This window comes from Streptomyces sp. LE64 (genome assembly GCF_052606915.1).
The window spans coordinates 5,033,032-5,057,118 of record NZ_CP199708.1; the positions used below are offsets into that span (position 1 = coordinate 5,033,032).

Sequence of the window (24,087 nt, forward strand, 5' to 3'; positions counted from 1 at the left end):
CAGTCCCCGGCGTCCCGGACCGGACGCCCCCCGGCGTCACAGGCCGAAGGTCGCCTTGAGGGCTGCCTCGCCCACCCGGTCCATCCCCGGGCCCTTGGCGTCGGTGCTGGTGACCGCGTACGCCAGGGAGCGGCGGTGGTCCTCGCCCACCGCGAGCGCGCAGTGGTAGCCGTACCGGCTCCCCGTCTTCACCCACACCACCCGCCCGGTGGTGGGGCTCACGTACCGCTGGAGGCCCGCGCTCATCGTGGCGCCCGCGGGATCGCCCACCTCCGGCACGGTGAACATCTCCTGCACCTGGGGCCTGGGGACCACCTCGCCCCGCACCAGCCCGCGGACCAGTCGTTCCAGGTCGGCGGTCGTGGAGATCATGTCGCCGGCGGCGAACCGGTCGTACTGGTTCCACCGGGTCACGTCGACGTGCTCGACGGCTCCGTCCGCTCCCCGCACCACCTGGTAACCACGGTTGTGCGGACCGGGGACCTCCGGGTCGGTGCCGGGGAAGGAGGTGTGCCGCATGCCCAGCGGGCGGAGGACCAGTCGCTCCGCTTCCCGGGCGTACGGCCGGCCCGTGACCTCCTCGACGAGCATGCCGAGGATCGTGTAGTGGATGTTGGAGTACCGCTGTGCGTACCCCGGTTCGTGCGCGGGCCCCAGGGCGATGCCGGCGGCCACGTGCTCGCGGTAGTCGACGGTGTGCAGCCGTTGCGCGTACTCCTGCGCCCAGGGTTTGCCGCCCGCGGACCGGATGCCGCTGGTGTAGGTGAGTAGGTGCCGGACGGCCACCGGACTGAACCTCGGGGACAACAGTCCCGGCAGGTACTCCTGGACGGGCGCGTCGAGATCGATGCGCCCGTCGGCGACGAGCCGGAGCACCAGTGCACTGGTGACGACCTTCGTCGTGGACCCCGCGCGGAACCGGCCGCCGGACAGGGCGGGCCGGCCGGTCGCCAGGTCCCGGACGCCGGACGAGCCGTGCCACACCGCGTCCCCGCCCATCCGCACCGCGGCGGACGTCGCGTGGGCCGCGGGCAGCCCCGCGACGGCCGCCCGCAGCGCCGTGCGGTCCGGCCCGTCCCCGCCCGCCGGTCCACCACGGGCCGGGGCGGCGGCGCAGGGCAGTGCCAGCGGTCCCGCGGACAGGGCGATGCCGACCAGCGACGCGAGGTGGTTCCTACGGTTCACGGTGTCCTCCGGAGACGGTCCGACGCAGCCGTGGCCATGCTCTCCGGACGACGATGCGGTGCGCGTCCTCGTGGTGGAGGAGTCCGCCCCCGGTTCGCATAGGGGGCGGACGCGAGGTGACGGGAGGTCAGCTCCGGGTTTCCCCTGACGGACGGCGGCCGGGGCGGGTACGGCCTGACGCACCGCGGTGCTCACGGCCGCCCACCGGCCCCCGGTCCGCTCCGGCGGCCACCGTCAGGGCGTCAGCCACTGCGCGGTGTAGGCGTCGATCTCCGCGGCCAGCAGGCTCTTGCCCGCGGGGTCGAGGAACGACGCCTCGACGGCGTTCTTGGCGAGCCCGGCGATGCCCTGCTCGTCGAGTCCCAGCAGCCGGGCGGCCACCGCGTACTCGCCGTTCAGGTCGGTGCCGAACATCGGCGGGTCGTCGGAGTTGATCGTGACGAGGACCCCGGCCTCCACCATGGCCGCCAGGGGGTGCTCGTCCAGACTGGGCACCGCCCGGGTGGCGACGTTCGAGGTCGGGCACACCTCCAGGGGGATCCGGTGCTCGGCGAGGTGCGCGAGGAGCCGCGGGTCCCGCACCGCGCTGGTGCCGTGTCCGATCCGTTCGGCGCGCAACTCGCGCAGCGCGTCCCAGATGGTGTCGGGGCCGGTGGTCTCCCCGGCGTGCGGCACCGAGCGCAGACCGGCCGCGATGGCCCGGTCGAAGTACGGCTTGAACTGGGGCCGCGGCACGCCGATCTCGGGCCCGCCGAGCCCGAACGACACCAGGCCCTCCGGCCGCAGCCCGTCGGTGACGGCGAGACGGAGGGTCTCCGCGGCGGACTCCAGCCCGGCCTCCCCCGGGATGTCGAAGCACCAGCGCAGCACCACGCCGAACTCGGTCTCGGCGGCCTTGCGGGCGTCCTCGATCGCCGTCATGAAGCCGCGCTCGTCGATGCCGCGCCGCACCGAGGAGTACGGGGTGACGGTGAGCTCGGCGTACCGGACGTTCTGCCGCTGGAGGTCGCGGGCCACCTCGTAGGTGAGGAGCCGGACGTCCTCGGGGGTGCGGATCAGGTCCACGACCGAGAGGTAGACGTCGATGAAGTGGGCGAAGTCGGTGAAGCAGAAGTAGTCCGCGAGGGCCTCGGGGTCGGTGGGGACCTTGGAGTCCGGGTGCCGGGCGGCCAGTTCGGAGACGATCCGGGGAGTGGCGGAGCCCACGTGGTGGACGTGGAGTTCGGCCTTCGGCAAACCCGCGATGAAGGCGTGTGGAACGGTCAAGGGTCTCTCCCCGGGACGGGCGCCGCCACGGGCGCGGTGATCGGCTGATCGGTGGTAGGCGGCCATCGTAGGCGGCGCCGGGGGGCGGGTGCGGCGGGCCGTAGCATGGCACCACCGAGGACGAAGGGGGACGGCATGACCGGGGAACGGTACGCCGCGGGGGAGGGGAACGGGCCCGAGGAGGGGCGCGCGGCTCGGGAGCCGCAGGCCCCCGCGCCCGACCCCTGGGCCCCGCCCGCGGGCGGGCAACCGCCCTCCCTGCACACCCAGCCGACCCTGGCCGGCCTCCCGCTGGCGCCCGGCCCGGGCCACCCGACGGGTCCCCCTTCGCCGTTCGCCCCTCCGCCGTCGCTGGTGAAGAGCCCGGTCCCCCCGCCGCCGGTGGGCCCCGAGGGCCCGGGCCCGCAAGCGCCCGCACCGTACCCGATGCACCCGATGCACGTCGCGCACATGCACGGGGCCCACCCGACGCATCCGGGGCATCCGCATCCGGGGTATCCGGTGCCCGGGGGCGCTCCGTACCCGGTCCCCGGGTGGGGCGGCCATCCGCTGCCCCCGCAGAACGGGCTCGGCGTGGCCTCGATGGTGCTCGGGATCGTCGCCCTGGTCCTCTTCTGCGCCTGGCCGCTGGCCATCGTGGTCGGCATCCTCGCCGTGGTCCTCGGCGGGGTGGGGCGCTCCCGGGCGAACCGGGGCCTGGCCTCGAACCCGGGCCAGGCGCTCGCCGGAATCATCTGCGGGGCCGCCGGCACGGTCCTCGCGGTCGCGCTGCTGGTCGTGCTCGTCGTCAGCCCCGGCACGTTCCCCGACGACGCGACCGAGGACACCCCGGACACTCCGTCCGTGCGGGCTTCCGCCGCCCGTTGACCGGGGGCGCCCGACCCGAGCGAGGGCGCGGCCGCCGAGGGCTCGCGCGCCGGTGCGCCGCCGGGGGTCGCGGCTCTCGCGCCCGGCGCGCGCACCCCGGCCTCCCCCTGCACGTCACCGGGCCGCGCACCACGGGCATTCCGTCCCGGGTTTCCTCCCGGAACTCGACACCTGGTCGACAGATTCCGTCGCGTAACCAAAAGGCAACAACGGAATCCCTTGTTGGAGTCGGGACCCCATGTCAGGATCTGCACTCAAATCCAGCCGAAGCTACGCCACATCCCCCGGTCGGGGAGTGGGCGGAGGAGAGTGCCGATGCACCACCCGGGTCACCGCTTCGCGGCACAGGACCGTTTCGCCGACGGCGCCCAGTACATCGGGGGCCGCCTCACCGCCGGCACCTCCGGGCGCACCCACACGGTCGTCGACCCGGCGACCGGCGACCCGGTGTACACGTACGAACTGGCGGGCGCCGAGGACGTCGACGCCGCGGTCGGGGCCGCCGCCCGGGCACGGCCGCAGTGGGCCGGGGCCACCCCGGGCGAGCGCTCCGACGCGCTCCACCGGTTCTCGGCCGTACTCGCCGAACGCGCCGACGAGTTGGCCCGCGCCGAGTCCCTCCAGTGCGGCAAGCCGATCAAGCTCAGCCGGGAGTTCGACGTGCCCGGCACCATCGACAACACGGCCTTCTTCGCCGGCGCGGCCCGTCACCTCCAGGGCCAGTCGGCGGGCGAGTACTCCGGCGACCACACCTCCTACGTGCGCCGGGAACCCATCGGCGTCGTCGGCTCGATCGCCCCCTGGAACTACCCCCTCCAGATGGCGGCCTGGAAGGTCCTGCCGGCGATCGCCGCCGGCAACACCATCGTGCTGAAGCCCGCCGAACTGACCCCGTTGACCTCGCTGATGTTCGCCTCCGCGGCGACCGAGGCCGGCATCCCGGACGGGGTCGTCAACGTCGTCACGGGCACCGGCCCGGCGGCGGGAGAGCACCTGGTGGGCCACCCGGGCGTGGCGATGACCTCGTTCACCGGCTCCACCGCGGTCGGCAGGCGGGTCGCGGAGATCGCCACCGCCACCGTGAAGCGGCTCCACCTGGAACTGGGCGGCAAGGCGCCCTTCGTGGTCTTCGACGACGCCGACCCGGAGGCCGCCGTGCACGGCGCCGTCGCCGGGGCGCTCATCAACTCCGGCCAGGACTGCACCGCCGTCACCCGCGCCTACGTCCAGCGCCCCCTGTACGAGGCGTTCGTCGCCGGGGTCGCCGACCTGATGGCGACGGTCCGCCTCGGCGATCCCTTCGACCGGGCCACCGACCTGGGCCCCCTGGTGTCCCACGCCCACCGCGACCGGGTCGCCGCCTTCGTGGACCGGGCCCGCGGCTACGCCCGCGTCGTCACCGGCGGCGAAGCCCCGGGCGGCGACCTGTCGAGCGGCGCCTTCTACCGGCCCACTCTGATCGTGGACGCCCCGCAGTCCAGCGAGGTGGTCCAGTCGGAGGTGTTCGGCCCGGTGCTGGTGGTGCTCCCCTTCGACACCGACGACGAGGGCCTCCGACTCGCCAACGACACCCCCTACGGCCTGGCCGCATCGGTCTGGACCCGGGACGTCTACCGGGCCGGCCGCGCCACCCGCGAACTGAGGGCCGGCTGCGTGTGGATCAACGACCACATCCCGATCATCAGCGAGATGCCGCACGGCGGACACCGGGCCTCCGGCTACGGCAAGGACATGTCCGCGTACTCCTTCGAGGAGTACACCCAGCTCAAGCACGTCATGTACGACAACACCGCGGTGGCCAGGAAGGACTGGCACCGCACCGTCTTCGGGGACCGCTGACCCGCCCGCCGGGTCCCGTCGCCCCGCCCCGTCGCCCCGCCCGACCGTCCGCCACCCGCGCCCGGTCCCCCTGCCGACCCCTGACGCCCCTGCGGGCCGTCATCCGCGCCCCTGCCGACGGGGCACCACCGAAAGGGCACCCCGCGCATGCCGTACCAGCCCGAACCCCTCTCCCCGGCGCAGGCGGCCGCCGCGCGGCGCAGCCTGCGCAACGGCCGGGGCGCCCTCTCCCGGCGCACCCTGCTGCGCGCCACCGCCGGGGGCGCGCTCGCGGTCGGCGGCGCCGCGGCGCTGGCCGGATGCGGCATCCCACCGGCCGCCAAGCCGCAGGGCGCCGGTTCGCAGGACCACTCGGACCGGGAGAAGCGCGTCGTCTTCTCCAACTGGACCGAGTACATGGACGTCGACGAGAGCGGCAAGCGCCGCCCCACCCTGGAGACCTTCACCGAGCGCACCGGGATAGCCGTCAAGTACACCGAGGACATCAACGACAACGTCGAGTTCTTCGGCAAGGTCAAACCCCAGCTCGCCGCCGGCCAGGACATCGGACGGGACCTGATCAACGTCACCGACTGGCTGGCCGCGCGGCTGATCCGGTTCGGCTGGGTGCAGAAGCTGGACCCGGCCCACCTGCCGCACGCCTACGCCAACCTCTCGCAGCAGTTCCGCAGCCCCGACTGGGACCCGGGGCGGGCGTACTCCTACCCGTGGACGGGCATCCCGGCGGTCATCGCGTACAACCGGAAGGCCCTCGACGGCGTGGAGGTGCGCTCCCTGGGCGACCTGCTGGACCGGCCGCAGCTGAAGGGACGGGTCTCGCTGCTGTCGGAGATGCGCGACACCATGGGGCTGACCCTGCTGGACCTGGGCAAGGACCCCGGCAAGGTCACCGGCGACGACTTCGACGCGGCGATCGCCCGGGTGCAGAAGGCCGTGGACCGGGGGCAGATCCGCCGCTTCACCGGCAACGACTACACCTCCGACCTCTCCAAGGGCGACATCGCCGCCTGCGTGGCCTGGGCCGGCGACGTCGTCCAACTCCAGGCCGACAACCCCGACATCGGCTTCGTCATCCCGGACAGCGGCTACATGATCGCCACCGACAACCTGCTGGTCCCCCACCGGGCCCGCCACAAGCGCAACGCCGAACGGCTCATCGACTACTACTACGAGCCGGGCCCGGCCGCCCGCCTCGCCGCGTACATCAACTACGTCTGCCCCGTCGACGGGGTCAAGGCGGAGCTGGCGAAGCTCGACGCGGACGCCGCCGCCAACCCGTTGATCATCCCCGACCGGGAGATGGCCGCCAAGTCCCACGCCTTCCGCTCGCTCTCCGCCAAGGAGGAGACCGCGTACGAGGCGAAGTTCGCCCAGCTCACCGGCGCCTGACCGGCACCGCACCCGGGGCGCCTCTCGCCGCACCGGGAGGCCGCCGGCCCCCCGCCCCGTCCCCACCCTCGACCCCCGGGACCCACCATGACGACCGAACACGGCGGCGACGTCCGCCTCACCGGGATCAGCAAGTCCTACGGTTCCTTCACCGCCGTCCACCCGCTCGACCTGACCGTGCCCGAGGGCTCCTTCTTCGCCCTGCTCGGCGCCTCCGGCTGCGGCAAGACCACCACCCTGCGGATGATCGCGGGCCTGGAAGAACCCACCACGGGCACCGTCGTCCTCGGCGACCAGGACGTCACCGCACTGCCGCCCTACAAGCGCCCGGTGAACACCGTCTTCCAGTCCTACGCGCTCTTCCCGCACCTCGACATCTTCGAGAACGTCGCCTTCGGGCTGCGCCGGCGGGGCATCCGCTCGGTGCAGAAGCAGGTGGGGGAGATGCTCGACCTGGTGCAGCTCGGGGACCTCGCCCGCCGCAAGCCGCACCAGCTCTCCGGCGGGCAGCAACAGCGGGTGGCGGTCGCCCGGGCGCTCATCAACCACCCGCGGGTGCTGCTCCTGGACGAGCCGCTGGGCGCCCTGGACCTGAAGCTGCGCCGGCAGATGCAACTCGAACTCAAACGCATCCAGACCGAGGTGGGCATCACCTTCGTGCACGTCACCCACGACCAGGAGGAGGCCATGACGATGGCCGACACGGTCGCGGTGATGAACGGCGGCCGGGTCGAGCAACTCGGTGCCCCCGCCGACCTGTACGAGCACCCGAGGACCACGTTCGTGGCGAACTTCCTCGGCACCTCCAACCTGATCGCCGGCTCGGTCACCGCCCGGGAGGGCGAGGACCTGGTCGTCGCCGCGGCCGGCGAGGTGCTGCGGCTGCCCGCGGCCCGCTGTCCGGACGGGCTCGCCCCGGGCGGGCGCCTGCTGGTGGGCATCCGACCGGAGAAGGTGTCGCTGACCCGCGCCGAGGACGCGGCGGACCTCCCGGCCGGCCGCAGCCGGGTCACCGGGACCGTCACCGCGACCAGCTTCATCGGCGTCTCCACCCAGTACCGGGTGAGCGGTCCGGCCGGGCCCGACCTGGAGGTGTACGTCCAGAACGTGGACCGGGACGCGCGGCTGGCGCCCGGCGCCCCGGTCGTCCTGCACTGGAACCCGGCGCACGCCTTCGGCCTCGACGCACCGCACGTCGGGGCCGAAGCGGGCACCGGGCCGACGGGGGAGGAGGCGGCATGACCGCCCTCACCGACCCGGCGCCGGCGCCCCCCGCCCCCGCGCCGACCACGGCGCCCGCCCCCGGGCGCCGGGTCCACCGGCGCGGCCGGCTCGTCCCCTACTGGCTGCTGCTGCCGGGCGTGCTGTGGCTGCTGGTGTTCTTCCTGCTGCCGCTGGTGTACCAGGCGTCGACCTCGGTGCAGACCGGCTCCCTCGAAGAGGGCTTCGAGGTCACCTGGCACTTCGCGACCTACACCGACGCGCTCGCCGCCTACTGGCCGCAGTTCGCCCGCTCGGTGCTGTACGCCGGCGCCGCCACCCTGCTGTGCCTGCTGCTCGGCTATCCGCTGGCGTACCTGATCGCGTTCCGCGCCGGGCGCTGGCGCGGACTGATCCTGGTCCTGGTGATCGCCCCGTTCTTCACCAGCTTCCTGATCCGCACCCTGGCCTGGAAGACGATCCTCGCCGACAGCGGGCCGCTGGTCGAACTCCTCGGCACCCTGCACGTCCTGGACGTGACCGCCTGGCTCGGCATGACCGACGGGGACCGGGTGCTGGCCACCCCGCTCGCCGTGGTCTGCGGCCTGACCTACAACTTCCTGCCGTTCATGGTCCTCCCGCTCTACACCTCGCTGGAACGGATCGACGGACGGCTGCACGAGGCCGCCGGCGACCTGTACGCGTCCCCCTCCACCGCCTTCCGCAAGGTGACCCTCCCGCTGTCGCTGCCGGGCGTCGTCGCCGGCACCCTGCTCACCTTCATCCCCGCCTCGGGCGACTACGTCAACGCCGACCTGCTGGGCTCCACCGACACCCGGATGATCGGCAGCGTCATCCAGACGCAGTTCCTACGCGTCCTCGACTACCCGACCGCCGCGGCCCTGTCGTTCCTGCTGATGGCCGCCATCCTGCTGATGGTCACCTTCTACATCCGCAAGTCCGGGACGGAGGAACTGGTCTGATGGCCCTGCTGCGCTGGATCCGCCGTCGTCTCGTCGTCATCGCGGGACTGCTGACGCTCGCCTACCTGCTGCTGCCGAACATCGTCGTCACCGTCTTCTCGTTCAACGAACCGAAGGGCCGCTTCAACTACGAGTGGCAGAACTTCTCCACCGAGGCGTGGCGCGACCCGTGCGGGGTCGCCGACCTGTGCGGCTCGCTGGCGCTCAGCCTCCAACTCGCCGGCTGGGCCACCCTCGGGGCCACCGTGCTCGGCACGATGATCGCGTTCGCCCTGGTCCGGTACCGGTTCCGGGCCCGGGGCGCGGTGAACTCGCTGATCTTCCTGCCGATGGCGATGCCCGAGGTGGTGATGGCGGCCTCGCTGCTGACCCTGTTCCTCAACATGGGTGCCGAACTCGGCTTCCGGACGGTGCTGATCGCCCACGTCATGTTCTGCCTGAGCTTCGTGGTGACCGCGGTCAAGGCCCGGGTCATGTCCATGGACCCGCGGCTGGAGCAGGCCGCGCAGGACCTGTACGCGGGACCGGTGCAGACCTTCCTCCGGGTGACGCTGCCCATCGCGGCCCCCGGCATCGCGGCCGGGGCGCTGCTCGCCTTCGCCCTGTCCTTCGACGACTTCATCATCACCAACTTCAACGCGGGGTCCACCGTCACCTTCCCCATGTTCGTCTGGGGCTCGGCCCAGCGCGGAACGCCCGTTCAGATCAATGTCATCGGCACGGCGATGTTCCTGTTCGCCGTAGTGTTCGTGCTGATCGTCACGGTGCTGGGCCACCGCCGCAGGAAGCAGCGGGCCTGACGGCCCCCGCTGGACACCGGCCGCACCGATCCGGGCGGCCGCACCCCGGTACGACCCTGGTAGGGAGTTGACATCATGGCCCCAGGCGCCATGAACCGCTGGACCGCGTCCCTCGCCGACGCCCGCCCCCTCTCCTTCTGGCTGGACGACCCCGACCGGCCCCCGGCGCTGCCGGCGCTGACCGGCACCGAGCAGTGCGACCTGCTGGTGGTCGGCGGCGGCTACAGCGGGTTGTGGACCGCGCTGATCGCCAAGGAACGCGACCCGGACCGGGACGTGCTCCTGATCGAGGGGCGCGAGGTGGGATGGGCGGCCTCCGGCCGCAACGGGGGCTTCTGCGACGCCTCGCTCACCCACGGCCTCGACAACGGCCTCTCCCGCTGGCCGCGGGAGATCGGCCGGTTGGAGGAACTGGGCGCCCGCAACCTCGACGCGATCGAGGAGGCCGTCGCCCGCTACGGCATCGACTGCGCCTTCGAACGCACCGGCGGCATCGACGTGGCCACCGAGCCCTACCAGGTCGAGGAGTTGCGCACCCGACACCGCGAGGCGCAACGGCTCGGCCTCGACGGGGGCGTCGAGTTCCTCGACGAGGACGAGGTGCGCGCCGTGGTGCGCTCACCGCTGTTCCGGGCCGGGCTCCGGGACCGGCACGGGGTGGCGATGCTGAACCCCGCCCAGCTCGCCTGGGGACTCAAGGCCGCCTGCCTGGAGCGGGGCGTGCGCATCCACGAGCGCACCCCCGCCCTGTCCCTGGTGCGCCGGGGCACGGGCATGGGGGTGCGCACCCCGTACGGCAGGGTGTCGGCCCGGCACGTGGCCCTGGGGACCAACGTCTTCCCCTCCCTGGTCAAGCGGGTCCGCCCGTACACGGTGCCGGTGTACGACTACGCGCTGATGACCGAGCCGCTGACCGCCGAGCAGCGCGCCGCGATCGGCTGGCACGGCCGGGAGGGCCTCAGCGACACCGCCAACCGGTTCCACTACTTCCGCCTCACCGCGGACGACCGCATCCTGTGGGGCGGCTACGACGCGGTCTACCCGTACGGCGGCCGGGTCCGGGCCGAGCACGACGACCGCCCGGAGACCTACGCCCGGCTCGCCGAGCACTTCTTCCGGTACTTCCCCGCACTCGAAGGGCTGCGCTTCAGCCATGCCTGGGGCGGTGCGATCGACACCTGCTCCCGGTTCTCCGCCTTCTTCGGCACCGCGCACCGGGGGAGGGTCGCCTACGCGGCCGGCTACACCGGGCTCGGCGTGGGGGCCACCCGGTTCGGTGCCGAAGTGATGCTTGACCTGCTCTCCGGCGAGCAGACCGAGCGGACCGCGCTGGAGATGGTGCGCAGCAAGCCGCTGCCCTTCCCGCCGGAGCCCTTCGCCTGGGCGGGGATCTCCCTGACCAAGTGGTCGCTGGCCCGGGCCGACGAGAACCGGGGGCACCGCAACCCGTGGCTGCGGACGCTGGACCGGTTGGGGCTCGGGTTCGACAGCTGAACCGCCGTGAGGGGGGGGCGGGCCGCCGGCCCGCCCCCCGATCAGCGCCTGTGACGCAGTTCACTACCGGCTGGTAGCGTCAACCCGCGTAATGCTCCGTCCGCTCCCCTCCTCTCCCCAGTGAACCGCACCCGCGGTTCCTGAGAGACGGAGGACACGACATGACCGGGCCTTGGGCCGCGGCGGCGGAATGGCTGCTGGCTGCGGCGCCCCAACCCGACGCCACCCGCTGGGAGTGGGAACGCAACCCGTTCGGGGTCGTCCTGCTCCCGGCGGGCCGCATGTGGGACGTGCTCATCCTGCCGGGCGAACTCGGCCACCCCACCCTCGACGTACTGCTGCGCCTGATCGACCGCCCCGGTCCCGTCCTCACCGACTTCGGTGACGGGCGGATCGGCTTCTTCGTGCCGCCCGGCACGGTCGGCCGCTGGCTCGGCACCGGGGTGCGCGGCGTGGGCCGGGGCGCCTGGATCGTGGTGCCCTACCCCGGTCGGGTGGCGGGACGGGTGCGGTGGCTGGTCCCGCCGGACGGCACCGGCACCCTCACCGACCCGATCCTGCTCGAACTCGCCCTGCACGAGGCGGCGGCCGACCTGGCCCGCGGGAACGGGGGCTGACGGAGCGTCGGCTCCGTCGCGGGGCGGGTCGGCTCCGGACCCCGTCCCGCGGCGGAGCGACCCCCTCGCACGGTCGCCGAAGGCGACGGATGCGTGCGGGGGGTCTTGACAAGCGAATTGGTCTGAACCAGGTTGAGCGCGCTCCACGACACCGTCCTGCTTCACCTTCCCCCATGTTCGGAGGATGTAGTGGAACGCACCAGACGACACGTCCGTCCCCCCGCACGAGGAGTCCGCGCCCGACTCCTCGCCGTGCTCGCGGCCACCGCCCTGGCCGTCCTGCCCGGCCTCACCGCCACCGCCACCGCGGCCCCCGCCGTCGACGCCGACCTGGTCCGCAACGGCGGATTCGAGGCCGGCCTCGACGGCTGGACCTGCTCCGCCGGCAGCGGAGCCGCCGTCACCACCCCGGTGCGCACCGGCACCTCGGCGCTGCGCGCCACCCCCTCGGGCGGCGACAACGCCCGCTGTACCCAGAGCGTCACCGTCAAACCCGACGCCCAGTACACTCTCACCGGCCACGTCCGGGGCACGTACACCTACCTCGGCGTCACCGGCACCGGGACCAGCGACGGCTACGACTGGACCCAGTCCGCCGCCGACTGGAAGCGGCTGAGCACCACCTTCCGCACCGGCCCCACCACCACCAGGGTCACCCTCTACGCCCACGGCTGGTACGGCACGCCCGCCTACCACGTCGACGACGTCACCCTCGTCGGCCCCGCCGTCGACCCCGGCCAGCCGCCGGTCAAGCCCACCGGCCTGCGCACCGATTCGGTCGGCCCGCACAACGCCACGGTCGCCTGGGACCCGGTGCCCGGAGCCACCGGCTACACCGTCCAGGTCGACGGCGCGCGGGCCTGGACCGGCAGCGCGACCAGCGCCTACCTGGCCGGCCTCAGCCCCGGCAAGCAGTACCGGGTCGAGGTCGCCGCCACCAACGACGCCGGCACGTCCCCCCTCTCGGCCGCCCTCCTGGTCACCACCCCGCTCGGCGAGGGGGACCCGCTCCCGCCGAAGGCCCTCGTCGGCTACCTCCACGCCAGCTTCGCCAACGGCTCCGGCTACACCCGGATGGCCGACGTGCCCAACAGCTGGGACGTCATCCACCTCGCCTTCGGCGAACCCACCTCCGTCACCTCCGGGGACATCCGCTTCACCCGCTGCCCGGTCACCGAGTGCCCGAACGTGGAGAGCGACGCCGAGTTCAAGGCGGCGATCAAGGCCAAGCAGGCGCAGGGCAAGAAGGTGCTGATCTCCATCGGCGGCCAGAACGGCCAGGTCCAGCTGAACTCCACCGGCGCCCGCGACGCCTTCGTCACCTCCGTCTCGAAGATCATCGACGAGTACGGGCTCGACGGCCTCGACATCGACTTCGAGGGCCACTCCCTGTCCCTGAACGCCAACGACACCGACTTCAAGAACCCCACCACCCCGGTGATCGTCAACCTCATCCAGGCCGTCAAGACCCTCAAGGCCGCGTACGGCCCCCGGTTCATGCTGACCATGGCGCCGGAGACCTTCTTCGTGCAACTCGGCTACCAGTACTACGGCACCGGCCGCTGGGGCGGCCAGGACCCGCGCGCCGGCGCCTACCTGCCGGTCATCCACGCCCTGCGCAACGACCTCACGCTGCTGCACGTCCAGGACTACAACTCCGGCTCCATCATGGGCCTGGACAACCAGTACCACTCGATGGGCGGCGCGGACTTCCACATCGCCATGACGGACATGCTGCTCACCGGGTTCCCGGTCGCCGGCGACGCCAGCAACGTGTTCCCCGCGCTCCGCCCCGAACAGGTCGCCATCGGCATGCCCGCCTCCACCAACGCCGGCAACGGCCACGTCTCCGGCACCGAGGTCAACAAGGCCCTCGACTGCCTCACCAAGGGCACCGGCTGCGGCACCTACCGGACCCACGGCGTCTGGCCGGCACTCCGCGGTCTGATGAGCTGGTCCATCAACTGGGACCGGCACAACAACACCGACTTCTCCCGCAACTTCGACACCTGGCGCCGCTGACCGTCCGCCCCGGGCCCCTCGACGAGCGGGCCCGGGGCACCCCCGGCCTCAGCCGCCCGGGGCGCCCCGCCCGCCCCACCGGTGCAGGAACAGCACGTACCCCACCCACAGCGCCCCGAACAGCGCCGCGCTGGCCACCACGTCCAAGGGCCAGTGGTAGCCGCGGCGCACCAGCCCGTACCCGGTGCCCGCGACCAGCACGACCCCGGCGCACCCCAGCGACCACCGCAGCCAGGTGCTCCGCACCCGGCACCACAGCAAGGCCACCGCCGCCCCGTACGCCACCACGGCCGTCGCCGTGTGCCCCGAGGGGTAGTACCCGGTGCCCGGCATCGGCGGCGGCCCCGGCCGGGCGAGCCACGCCTTCAACGGCACCACCAGCAGTGGCACCAGCACCAACAGCACCCCCGCCCCCGCCGCCCCGGCCCACCACCGGGGCACCCCCGTCCGCCGCGCCCACCAGGTGCAGACCCCCGCCACCACCGCCAGCGCCGGCACCGCGACCACCACCGCACCGAGATCGGCGAGCACCTCGGCGACCCCGTCCGGCAGGCCGCCGGAGCGCAGCCGCGCGGACAGGGCGACGTCCCGCTCCAGCAGCGGGCCCCGCACCGCGACCTGCCAGGTCACCAGGGCGAACACGAGCGAGGCCAGCGCGACCAGGACCGCCGGGAACGCGTACGGCCGCCTCGGAACAGGGGGGGTGGTTCCGAGGCGGCCGGGGGGACCGGCGGACCGCGGGCCCCGGGAGATGCGGGGCGGTCGGTCGGCCGGTCGGTGAGGAGTTCCGGGGCCAGGGGCTCCGGGGGAACGGGCGAAGCCACCACCGGCACCCGACCGGGGAAGCCGAGGACCGGACTCGTCCGGGGACCGCCCCGGACGGGGTGTTTCGCTCATCTGCCGCCGAACCTACGTCAGGGAATGCCGCCGGGACAGCGCGAACGGTACCCCGACATGGGCCCCGCACAGCTTCTTCACAGCCTCTGCGACGGGTGGCGGGGGAGCGCCTCGCGCGCCCCCGCCACCGGGTGCGGTTCGGGGCGGGCCCGACCGTCAGATGCGGCCGAACGCGTCCTCGATGATGTCGAGGCCCTCGTTCAGCAGGTCCTCGCCGATGACCAGCGGCGGCAGGAACCGCAGCACGTTGCCGTAGGTGCCGCAGGTCAGCACGAGCAGGCCCTGCGCGTGGCACGCCTTCGCCAGGGCGGCGGTGGCCTCGGCGTGCGGCTCCTTGGTGGTGCGGTCCTTGACCAGCTCGATCGCGATCATCGCACCGCGTCCGCGGACCTCGCCGATGACCTCGAACTTCTCGGCCATCGCGGTCAGCCGGGCCTTCATGACCTCCTCGATGCGCCGGGCCCGCGCGTTGAGGTCCAGCTCCTTCATCGTCTCGATCGCGCCGAGCGCACCCGCGCACGCCACCGGGTTGCCGCCGTAGGTGCCGCCGAGGCCGCCCGCGTGCGCGGCGTCCATGATCTCGGCGCGGCCGGTCACGGCGGCCAGCGGCAGTCCGCCGGCGATGCCCTTCGCGGTGGTGATCAGGTCCGGGACGATGCCCTCGTCCTCACAGGCGAACCACTGGCCGGTGCGGCAGAAGCCGGACTGGATCTCGTCCGCCACGAACACGATGCCGTTCTCGGCGGCGAACGCGCGGATCGCCGGCAGGAAGCCCTTCGCCGGCTCGATGAAGCCGCCCTCGCCGAGCACCGGCTCGATGATGATCGCCGCGACGTTGTCGGCGCCGATCTGCTTGGTGATCCGGTCGACGGCCTCGGCCGCGGCCTCCGGGCCGGCGTTCTCCGGGCCGGTCGGCCAGCGGTACGCGTAGGCCACCGGCACCCGGTACACCTCGGGGGCGAACGGGCCGAAGCCGTTCTTGTACGGCATGTTCTTCGCGGTCAGCGCCATCGTCAGGTTGGTCCGGCCGTGGTAGCCGTGGTCGAAGACCACCACCGCCTGGCGCTTGGTGTACGCCCGGGCGATCTTGACGGCGTTCTCCACGGCCTCGGCGCCCGAGTTGAACAGGGCGGACTTCTTCGCGTGGTCGCCCGGGGTCAGCTCGGCGAGCGCCTCCGCCACGGCCACGTACCCCTCGTAGGGCGTGACCATGAAACAGGTGTGCGTGAAGTCGGCGAGCTGGGCCGAGGCCCGGCGCACCACGGCCTCGGCGGAGGCGCCCACGCTGGTCACGGCGATGCCGGAACCGAAGTCGATCAGCCGGTTGCCGTCGACGTCCTCGATGATGCCGCCACCGGCCCGGGCAGTGAACACCGGGAGCGTGGAGCCCACGCCCGCCGCGACCACGGCGGTGCGCCGGGCCTGCAGTTCCTGGGACTTCGGGCCGGGAATGGCGGTGACGACGCGGCGCTCCTGCGGCAGTGCGGTCATGGCGGGCTCCTGTGGGGTGTCACGGGCGCACGGGGGCGGCGGTGCCGTGCCCGGGCCGCGCGGCGCGACCCGATCGGCCACCTGTTCCGCACCGGGCGTACGGGCCGGTGGGCGGGGGATTCCCGGGGTTCTTCGGGGTGTCCTTCGCAGGCTAGGGCCGGTGTGGGAAGGTGGGCATGCTCCACCGGGGAGTTGTTCGAGCGGGCGTTTGTCCGCCATGGACATACTGCCCCGACCCGCCCGCCGGGGCGCGTCGGACACCTCGCACGGGCTCCCCGCGGGCGCGGTGAGCGGTGAAGTGCCCCCGCCGGGGCACTAGATTGACGCCCGGAACGCAGGGGACCGGCAGGCGCAGGGGGCAGAGGGTCCATGAATCGCGACGGACACGACGGCGGCGAGACCGCACAGGACGCCCGCGGCACGCACGCGGCACCACTGCCGCATCCGACCCCGCCGGCCCCCGCCGGCCCGCCCGCGCGGCCCCCGGTGCCGCCGCGCCCGAGCGCCGCGCCCGGTACCACCCCCGCCCCGGCCGGCCCGCCGCCGCCCCCGGACGGCGGCGCCTTCCTGCGCTGGCTGCGCACCCCCCGCCCCGAGGCGCCCCCCGGCGTGTGGCGGTACGGCCACGTGCCCCGCCCCGACGAGGAACCCGAACTGACGCCCGCCCGGCAACTCTTCACCGGAGCGCTGATCGCCCTCCTGGTGGGCTGGCTGTTCTGGTCGCTGCTGTGGAACGGATACCTCGGCGACTACTGGATGTGGCCCTACTACGCGCTCACGCCGGAGGCGTGGAGCCTGCCGAGCACCGTCGACGAGGAGCGGGCCGGATTCGTCGCCTCCACCGCGTACTACCTGCTGGTCGGCGGCGGCATCCTGGCCGCCGTGGCCCGGCTGGGCCGGTGGGCGGAGATCGGGCGCCGCTACGTCGTCCCCCGGCTGCGGCGTCCCGCGCCCGCGCCCGGCGCCGCCCCGGCCACCGCCGAGGAGGACCCCGCCCAGTGGCCGCAGTTGCGGGAGGCCGGACTCACCGGGGCCGCCGACCGGCTCGCCGCCGACGCGCGGGCCGGACTGATGCGCGACGTGGACCACGCCCGGATCGCCCGCGCCTGGCAGGGGGTGCGCGGCGGCCGGCACGGCATGGCCGACTTCTCCGCCGCCGTCGCGCAACGCGGTGCCGCCGCCTGCCCGCACCCCTCCGGCGTCCGCGACCTGCCCGGCCGGGCCGCCCGCCACGACCTGCTCACCGGACAGGTCAGGATCGGCACCGCGGCCGACGACCCCCGCAACCCGTACCGCTTCCGCGGCGTCGGCCTCGGCCTCGGCACCGACCTGCTCGGCACCTCCCTGCTCGCCGTCGGCCCCGCCGGTGCCGGCAAGACCGGCCACCTGGTGTGGCCGGTCGCCGAGTCGCTGTGCCTCCAGGCGCTGGCCGGCCGGGCCGCCGTGGTGGTGGTCGGGGGCGCGGGCGCCGGGCTGGGCGCCATTGACGCCTACGACGTGGTGATCCGCGTCGGCCAGCCCGACTCCGTCCACGACCTCGACCTCTACGGCGGCACCACCGATCCCGACGAGGCCGCCGCGGTGCTCGCCGAAGCCCTCGTCGGCGACCTCGCCGCACCGCACTCCGGCGGAGACACCCGCCGGGCCACCACCGTCCTGGCCCAACTGCTCGGCCCGTTCCGTGCCGTCCACGGCCGCTTCCCCGCCGTGCCCGAACTGCGCGGACTGCTGGACGGCGCCCCCGGCCCGCTCGCCGAGCTGCGCCGTGCGCTGACCGCCGCCGGGCAGGAGGCGATGCTGCGGGAACTGGACGCCCGGGAACGCCAGACGGCCCATCCGGGGGACGTGGGCGGCACCCTCGCCGACCGGATCGCGCTGTTGGACCGGCCCGCCTTCGCTTCCTTCTTCGACACCCGGGGCGAGGGCCGGCCGTTCTCCTTGCGCGCCCTCGACCATCCGGTGCGGGTGCGCATCGACCTGCCGCAGCGCGGCCACGCCGACGCCTCGCAGATCATCGCCCGCTTGGTGCTCGCCCAGTTCACCGCCGCCGTCGCCGCCCGCGAGGACCGTTCCCTGTTCGCCTGCCTCGTCCTCGACGACGCCACCGGTGCGGTCACCCCCGAGGCCGTGCGCGCCCTCCAACGGCTGCGCTCCGCGCACGCCGGCGTGGTCCTCACCCTGCGCACCCTCGACGACGTGCCCCGCCCGCTGCGGGGCCCGCTGCTCGGCGCGATCGGTTGCCGGATGGCCCTCTCCGGGCTCACCCCCTGGGACGGCCAGGACTTCGCCGAGGTCTGGGGGAAGGAGTGGACCGAGGCCCGGGACGTCACCGACCGCCAGATCATCGCCGAGACCCCGCTCGGCAAGGGCGCCCACGCCCTGCGGCGGGTGATCACCGGCCGGGCCCCGACCGCCCGTGCGGTCACCGTCCGGCAGGTGGAACGCGAACGCTGGTCCGCCTCCGAACTCGCCCACGCCGTCCCCCCGGGGCACGCGGTGCTCTCCCTGACCACCGTCCGCGGGGAGCACGCCCCCCCGCTCCTGGTGGACCTGCGCAGATGAGCCCGTCGCCGCGGTGAGGCAGAATCGAGGGTGACCGTCCCGTCACGGCGGGCGCCCGCCCGCCCCTCGCGCGGGCGACGCCGCCGCTTGAAGGTCCCATGTCCCTCACCCTCGCCTCCCTCGTCCAGCACTCGGCGCTCCGGCTCACCGTCCGCGCCGGCGCGGACCGGTTGGACGCCCCGGTCCGCTGGGCCCACGTCAGCGAACTCGCCGACCCGGTGCCCTACCTGGAGGGCGGCGAGCTGCTGCTGATCACCGCGTTGAAGCTGGACGCGGAGGACCCCGACGAAATGCGCCGGTACGTGCGCCGACTGGCCCGCGCCGGGGTCGTCGGCCTCGGCTTCGCCCTCGGCGTCCACTACGACGACATCCCCGAGGCCCTCGTCGACGCGGCCCGCACCGCCCGCTTCCCGCTGCTCGCCGTACCCCGGCGCACCCCGTTCATCGCCATCAGCAAGGCGGTGTCCGAGGCCAACGCCCGCGAGCAGTACCGCGCCGTCACCGCCGGGTTCGCGGCCCAGCGCGAACTCACCCGGCGGGCCCTCGCCGACGGCCCCGAGGGCGTCCTCGCCTCCCTCGCCGCCCAGGTCGACGGCTGGGCCGCGCTCTACGACGCCACCGGTGCGCCCGCCGCCACCGCCCCCGCCTGGGCCGTCCGCCGGGCCGGCCGGCTCAGCCCCGAGGTGGAACGCCTGCGCCAGGGCACCGCCACCGCCAGCGCGGTCGTGGAGGGCGCCGGGGACCGGGTGGAACTGCACGCCCTGGGCACCGGCCGCGGCCCCCGCCCGGCCCTCGCCGTGGGCACCGCAGCCCCGCTCGGCACCGCCGACCGGTACGCCGTCCACGCGGCGATCGCCCTGCTCACCCTCACCACCGAACGCTCCCGGGCCCTGCACGCCGCCGAGCAGCGGATCGGGGCGGCCGTCTGGCGGATGCTGCTCGCCGGGGAGCCCGAGCACGCCCGGGCGGTCGCCGGGGACCTGTACGGGGCCCTGCTGGACGCCCCGTTCCGTATCGTCCTCGTCGAACCGGACACCCCGCCGGAGCCCGCCCCGCCCGGGCCCGCGGCGTCCGCCGGGCTCTCCACGCTCTCCGAGGACGTGGAGACCGCGGCCGCCCGGGTCGGGGAGACCGTGCTGGTCGTCCCGGAGGAACACCGACTGGTCCTGCTCGTCGTCGACGGCGGGGCCGCCGCCGCGGCCTGCGTCGCCCGCGCCGACGGCTCCCCTCCGGACGGCCCCGGAGAGGAGGACGGACCGACCGGCTCCACGGAGGGGCGCCCGGTCGCCGGGGTGTCCGCGCCCACCGGCCCCGCCGGAGCGGTGGAGGCCCACCGACAGGCCGAACGGGCCCTGGCCGTCGCCCGCCGGCTCGGCCGGGAGCGGGTCGCGTTCGACGAGATGACCACCGGGACGCTGGCGGCCCTGCTCTCCGACGACGCGGTGCGGGCGTTCGCCGAAGGGCTGCTGCGCGGCCTGCGGGCCCACGACGCCACCGGCCGGGGCGACCTCGTCGCCTCGCTGCACGCCTGGCTCTCCCGACACGGCCAGTGGGACGCCGCCGCGGCCGACCTCGGGGTGCACCGCCACACCCTGCGCTACCGGATGCGGCGGGTCGAGGAGATCCTGGGCCGCTCCCTCGACGACCCCGACGTCCGCGCCGAGCTGTGGCTGGCGCTCAAGGCCACCGAAGCGTCCGACTGACCGGCCCCGCCCGCGAGCGCGGTTGCGACGAAGTGGTGTGCGACGGATTCCGCTTCATACGCGGCGGACAAACGACCCGCCGGGTGCCGCGCCCTACCGTGGGGAGCGACACCGCACCCCGACAGGGAAGGGCCGGACTCCGGACATGACCTCCACCCACGCCTTCTGGCTGGCCGGCCGGCCGGCCACCGGCGACAGCACCTTCGACGTCACCTCCCCGTGGGACGGCCGCCCGGTCGGCACCGTGAGCGTGCCCACCGAGGCCCAGGTCGAGGAGGCCGTCTCCGCGGCCCACTCCTCCCTGGAGCGGTTCGCCGCCACCCCCGCCCACACCCGCGCCGCGGCCCTGCTGCACGTCTCGGAGCGGCTCGTCGAGCGCACCGAGGAGATCGCACGGCTCATCTCCGCGGAGAACGGCAAGCCCGTCAAGTGGGCCCGCGGCGAGGTCGGCCGCGCCGCCTCCGTCTTCCGCTTCGCCGCCGAGGAGGCCCGCCGCTTCAACGGCGGCGAGGCCCAGCGCCTCGACACCGACGCCGGCGGCCAGGGACGGCTGGCGCTCACCCGCCGCTTCCCCAAGGGCGTGGTGCTCGGCATCGCCCCGTTCAACTTCCCGCTGAACCTGTGCGCCCACAAGATCGCCCCGGCCATCGCCGCCGGCGTCCCGATCGTCCTCAAGCCCGCCCCGGCCACCCCGCTCTCCGGGCTGCTCCTGGGCGAACTGCTCGCCGAGACCGAGCTGCCCGAGGGCTCCTGGTCGATCCTCCCGGTGCCCAACGACCGCATGCCCGCCCTCGTCCAGGACGAGCGGCTGCCGGTGATCTCCTTCACCGGCTCCGAGACCGTCGGCTACGCGATCATGGACTCGGTGCCGCGCAAGCACTGCACCCTGGAGCTGGGCGGCAACGGCGCCGCGGTCGTCCTCGCCGACTGGTCCAGCGACGCCGACCTCGACCTGGCCGCCCAGCGCATCGCCACCTTCTCCAACTACCAGGGCGGCCAGTCCTGCATCTCGGTGCAGCGCGTGATCGCCGACGCCAGCGTCTACGACCGGCTGGTCCCGCGGATCGTGGCCGCCGTCGAGGCCCAGGTCACCGGTGACCCCTCCGACGCCGCCACCGACGTGGGCCCGCTGGTCAACGAGGCCGCGGCCATCCGCGTGGGGTCCTGGGTCGAGGAGGCCGCCGCGGCCGGCGGCCGGGTCCTCACCGGCGGCGAGCGCGACGGGGCCAGCTACGCCCCGACCGTCCTCGCCGAGGTCCCCGAGCAGGTCACCATCGCCCGCGAAGAGGTCTTCGGACCGGTCCTGCTGGTCCAGAAGGTCGACGGCGAGGAAGCGGCCTTCGCCGCCGTCAACTCCTCCAAGTACGGACTCCAGGCCGGCGTCTTCACCCACGACGTGCAGACCGCCTTCCGCGCCCACCGCGCCCTGGAGGTCGGCGGCGTGATCATCGGTGACGTGCCCTCCTACCGTGCCGACCAGATGCCCTACGGCGGCGCCAAGCTGTCCGGCGTCGGCCGCGAGGGCGTCCGCTACGCGATGGACGACTACACCTACGAGCGGGTCCTGGTCCTCACCGGCCTGGCCCTGTGACCTGACCCCGGGCGGCCCACCCACGCCGCCCCTCCCCACCGGACCCACCCCGTCGGCGGACGGGCGAGGTCCGGTCCGACGGCCGGAGCCCCGTGCGGGGGCTCCGGCCGTCGCCGCACGCCCGCCCGGGCCCCGTGGGCGTGCGGCCGGCCCCGTCGGGGCGCACGGTGGGTACGGCCCGACGCGTGCGCGTCGGGCACCCGTGCCCGTGCTCCACCGACCCGCGGCGAGGTGTCCCGCATGACCGCATCACCCACCCGACCGGCCGTCACCGCCCGCGAGGCCCGCCAGGTGGCGGAGGCCGCGCGCGAGCAGGACTGGCGGGGCCCCAGCTTCGCCCGGGAACTCTTCCTCGGCCGCTTCCGGCTCGACCTGATCCACCCGCACCCGGTCCCCGGCGAGGACGCCGTCCGGCGCGGCGAACAGTTCCTCGCCCGGCTCCGCGACTTCTGCGCCCACGAGGTCGACTCCGCCCGCATCGAGCGGGAGGCCCGCATCCCCGACGGGACGATCGCCCGGCTCCGCGAACTCGGCGCCTTCGGCATGAAGATCGACACCCGGTACGGCGGCCTCGGCCTCACCCAGCTGTACTACAACAAGGCGCTCGCCCTCCTCGGCACCGCCAACCCCGCGATCGGGGCACTGCTCTCGGCCCACCAGTCGATCGGCGTACCGCAGCCGCTGAAGCTGTTCGGCACCCCGGAACAGCGCGAGGAGTTCCTGCCCCGCTGCGCCCGCGGCGAGATCTCGGCGTTCCTGCTCACCGAACCCGACGTCGGCTCCGACCCGGCCCGGCTCGCCACCGCCGCGGTGCCCGACGGCGACGACTACGTCCTGGACGGGGTGAAGCTGTGGACCACCAACGGGGTGGTCGCCGACCTGTTGGTGGTGATGGCCCGGGTGCCGCGGTCCGAGGGCCACCCGGGCGGCATCACCGCCTTCGTGGTGGAGGCGTCCAGCGAGGGCGTCACCGTGGAGAACCGCAACGCGTTCATGGGACTGCGGGGCATCGAGAACGGCGTCACCCGCTTCCACCGGGTGCGGGTGCCGGCCGCCCACCGGATCGGCGCCGAGGGCGCCGGTCTGAAGATCGCCCTGACCACCCTGAACACCGGCCGCCTCTCGCTGCCCGCGATGTGCGTCGGCGCCGGCAAGTGGTGCCTGAAAATCGCCCGGGAGTGGTCGTCCGTCCGTGAGCAGTGGGGCGGTCCGATCGCCCGGCACGAGGCGGTCGGCGAGAAGATCGCCTTCATCGCCGCGACCACCTTCGCCTTGGAGGCCGTCCTGGACCTGTCGTCCCAGTTGGCCGACGAGAACCGCAACGACATCCGCATCGAGGCCGCCCTCGCCAAGCTGTACGGCTCCGAGATGGCCTGGCGGATGGCCGACGACCTGGTCCAGATCCGCGGCGGGCGCGGCTACGAGACCGCCGAGTCGCTGGCCGCCCGCGGGGAGCGGGCCGTCCCCGCCGAACAGCTCCTGCGCGACCTGCGGATCAACCGGATCTTCGAGGGCTCCACCGAGATCATGCACCTGTTGATCGCGCGGGAGGCCGTCGACGCCCACCTCTCCGTCGCCGGCGACCTGATCGACCCGGACACCTCGCTGCCCGACAAGGCGCGGGCCGGGGCGCGGGCCGGCGGCTTCTACGCCCGCTGGCTGCCCGGGTTGTTCGCCGGCCCGGGGCAGCTCCCCACCTCCTTCGCGGCCTTCCACCCCACCGGCCACGCCGACCTCTCCGGCCACCTGCGGTACGTGGAGCGCACCTCCCGGCGGCTGGCGCGGTCGGTGTTCTACGGGATGTCCCGCTGGCAGGGCCGGTTGGAGAAGAAGCAGGGCTTCCTGGGGCGGATCGTGGACATCGGCGCCGAACTGTTCGCGATGAGCGCGGCCTGCGTGCGCGCCGAGCACCTGCGGGCCGGCGGGGACCGGGGCCGGGAGGCGTACGAGCTCGCCGACGCCTTCTGCCGACAGGCCCGGGTCCGTGCCGACGAGCTGTTCCGCCGGCTGTGGACCAACGCCGACGCCTCCGACCGCCGTCTCCTGGGCGCGGTGCTGGACGGCGCCCACGCCTGGCTGGAGGACGGGATCGTGGACCCCAGCGGCGAGGGCCCCTGGATCGCGGACTCCACCCCGGGTGCCGGCACCCGGCCCGACCTGCGCCGGCCCGTCCCCTGAGCG

Annotated in this window: 16 protein-coding genes and 1 pseudogene; 13 read left to right on the plus strand and 4 right to left on the minus strand. The window is 74.1% G+C overall.

What is annotated here, in order from left to right:
- Positions 1–36: 36 nt before the first annotated feature.
- Positions 37–1,185 carry a serine hydrolase domain-containing protein gene (locus tag ACSMX9_RS22880; RefSeq protein WP_445396534.1) on the minus strand — a complete coding sequence of 383 codons (1,149 nt, stop codon included), beginning with the start codon at positions 1,183–1,185 and terminating at the stop codon, positions 37–39.
- A gap of 234 nt (positions 1,186–1,419) precedes the next feature.
- Positions 1,420–2,558: pseudogene (locus ACSMX9_RS22885) on the minus strand (adenosine deaminase).
- Positions 2,559–2,586: 28 nt separating this feature from the next.
- On the opposite strand from ACSMX9_RS22885, the gene ACSMX9_RS22890 reads away from it, so the two are divergent.
- From ACSMX9_RS22890 to ACSMX9_RS22930, 9 genes are all read left to right on the plus strand, one after another.
- Positions 2,587–3,318, plus strand: coding sequence for a DUF4190 domain-containing protein (locus tag ACSMX9_RS22890; protein ID WP_445396536.1), 732 nt, complete (start codon positions 2,587–2,589; stop codon positions 3,316–3,318).
- A 315-nt stretch (positions 3,319–3,633) separates the two neighbouring features.
- The gene (locus tag ACSMX9_RS22895) at positions 3,634–5,157 is read left to right on the plus strand and encodes a gamma-aminobutyraldehyde dehydrogenase (RefSeq protein WP_445396538.1); all 1,524 of its coding nucleotides are present in this window, start codon (positions 3,634–3,636) and stop codon (positions 5,155–5,157) included.
- Positions 5,158–5,304: 147 nt separating this feature from the next.
- Positions 5,305–6,546 (plus strand): polyamine ABC transporter substrate-binding protein, encoded by a 1,242-nt coding sequence (locus ACSMX9_RS22900; RefSeq protein ID WP_445396540.1) that lies wholly within the window; start codon positions 5,305–5,307, stop codon positions 6,544–6,546.
- A gap of 87 nt (positions 6,547–6,633) precedes the next feature.
- Positions 6,634–7,788, plus strand: a complete 1,155-nt coding sequence (locus tag ACSMX9_RS22905) for an ABC transporter ATP-binding protein (RefSeq protein ID WP_445396542.1) — start codon at positions 6,634–6,636, stop codon at positions 7,786–7,788.
- Positions 7,785–8,729, plus strand: a complete 945-nt coding sequence (locus tag ACSMX9_RS22910) for an ABC transporter permease (protein WP_445396544.1) — start codon at positions 7,785–7,787, stop codon at positions 8,727–8,729. Before ACSMX9_RS22905 ends, ACSMX9_RS22910 begins: the two co-directional genes overlap by 4 nt.
- Positions 8,729–9,529: an ABC transporter permease gene (locus ACSMX9_RS22915; protein ID WP_445396546.1), complete on the plus strand. Its 801-nt coding sequence runs from the start codon at positions 8,729–8,731 to the stop codon at positions 9,527–9,529. The genes ACSMX9_RS22910 and ACSMX9_RS22915 overlap by 1 nt, the downstream gene beginning before the upstream one ends.
- Before the next feature lie 75 nt (positions 9,530–9,604).
- Complete coding sequence (locus ACSMX9_RS22920; RefSeq protein WP_445396548.1) at positions 9,605–11,023, plus strand: NAD(P)/FAD-dependent oxidoreductase; 1,419 nt, start codon at positions 9,605–9,607, stop codon at positions 11,021–11,023.
- Between the two features lie 161 nt (positions 11,024–11,184).
- Entirely contained in the window at positions 11,185–11,640 is a 456-nt protein-coding gene (locus tag ACSMX9_RS22925) for a hypothetical protein (protein ID WP_445396550.1), read from the plus strand.
- Between the two features lie 189 nt (positions 11,641–11,829).
- Positions 11,830–13,662 carry a chitinase gene (locus ACSMX9_RS22930; protein WP_445396552.1) on the plus strand — a complete coding sequence of 611 codons (1,833 nt, stop codon included), beginning with the start codon at positions 11,830–11,832 and terminating at the stop codon, positions 13,660–13,662.
- A gap of 48 nt (positions 13,663–13,710) precedes the next feature.
- On the opposite strand, the gene ACSMX9_RS22935 is transcribed toward ACSMX9_RS22930, so the two are convergent.
- Both ACSMX9_RS22935 and gabT read right to left on the minus strand, forming a co-directional pair.
- Positions 13,711–14,292, minus strand: coding sequence for a phosphatase PAP2 family protein (locus ACSMX9_RS22935; protein ID WP_445396554.1), 582 nt, complete (start codon positions 14,290–14,292; stop codon positions 13,711–13,713).
- A gap of 423 nt (positions 14,293–14,715) precedes the next feature.
- Complete coding sequence (gabT, locus tag ACSMX9_RS22940; RefSeq protein ID WP_351246572.1) at positions 14,716–16,050, minus strand: 4-aminobutyrate--2-oxoglutarate transaminase; 1,335 nt, start codon at positions 16,048–16,050, stop codon at positions 14,716–14,718.
- A 369-nt stretch (positions 16,051–16,419) separates the two neighbouring features.
- On the opposite strand from gabT, the gene ACSMX9_RS22945 reads away from it, so the two are divergent.
- From ACSMX9_RS22945 to ACSMX9_RS22960, 4 genes are all read left to right on the plus strand, one after another.
- The gene (locus ACSMX9_RS22945; RefSeq protein WP_445396556.1) at positions 16,420–18,612 is read left to right on the plus strand and encodes an ATP-binding protein; all 2,193 of its coding nucleotides are present in this window, start codon (positions 16,420–16,422) and stop codon (positions 18,610–18,612) included.
- Between the two features lie 98 nt (positions 18,613–18,710).
- Entirely contained in the window at positions 18,711–20,315 is a 1,605-nt protein-coding gene (locus ACSMX9_RS22950; protein WP_445396558.1) for a PucR family transcriptional regulator, read from the plus strand.
- Between the two features lie 145 nt (positions 20,316–20,460).
- A complete protein-coding gene (locus tag ACSMX9_RS22955) occupies positions 20,461–21,906 on the plus strand; it encodes an aldehyde dehydrogenase family protein (protein WP_445396560.1) in 1,446 nt (481 codons plus the stop codon).
- Positions 21,907–22,146: 240 nt separating this feature from the next.
- Positions 22,147–24,084, plus strand: coding sequence for an acyl-CoA dehydrogenase family protein (locus ACSMX9_RS22960; protein ID WP_445396562.1), 1,938 nt, complete (start codon positions 22,147–22,149; stop codon positions 24,082–24,084).
- The last annotated feature ends 3 nt before the right edge of the window (positions 24,085–24,087 follow it).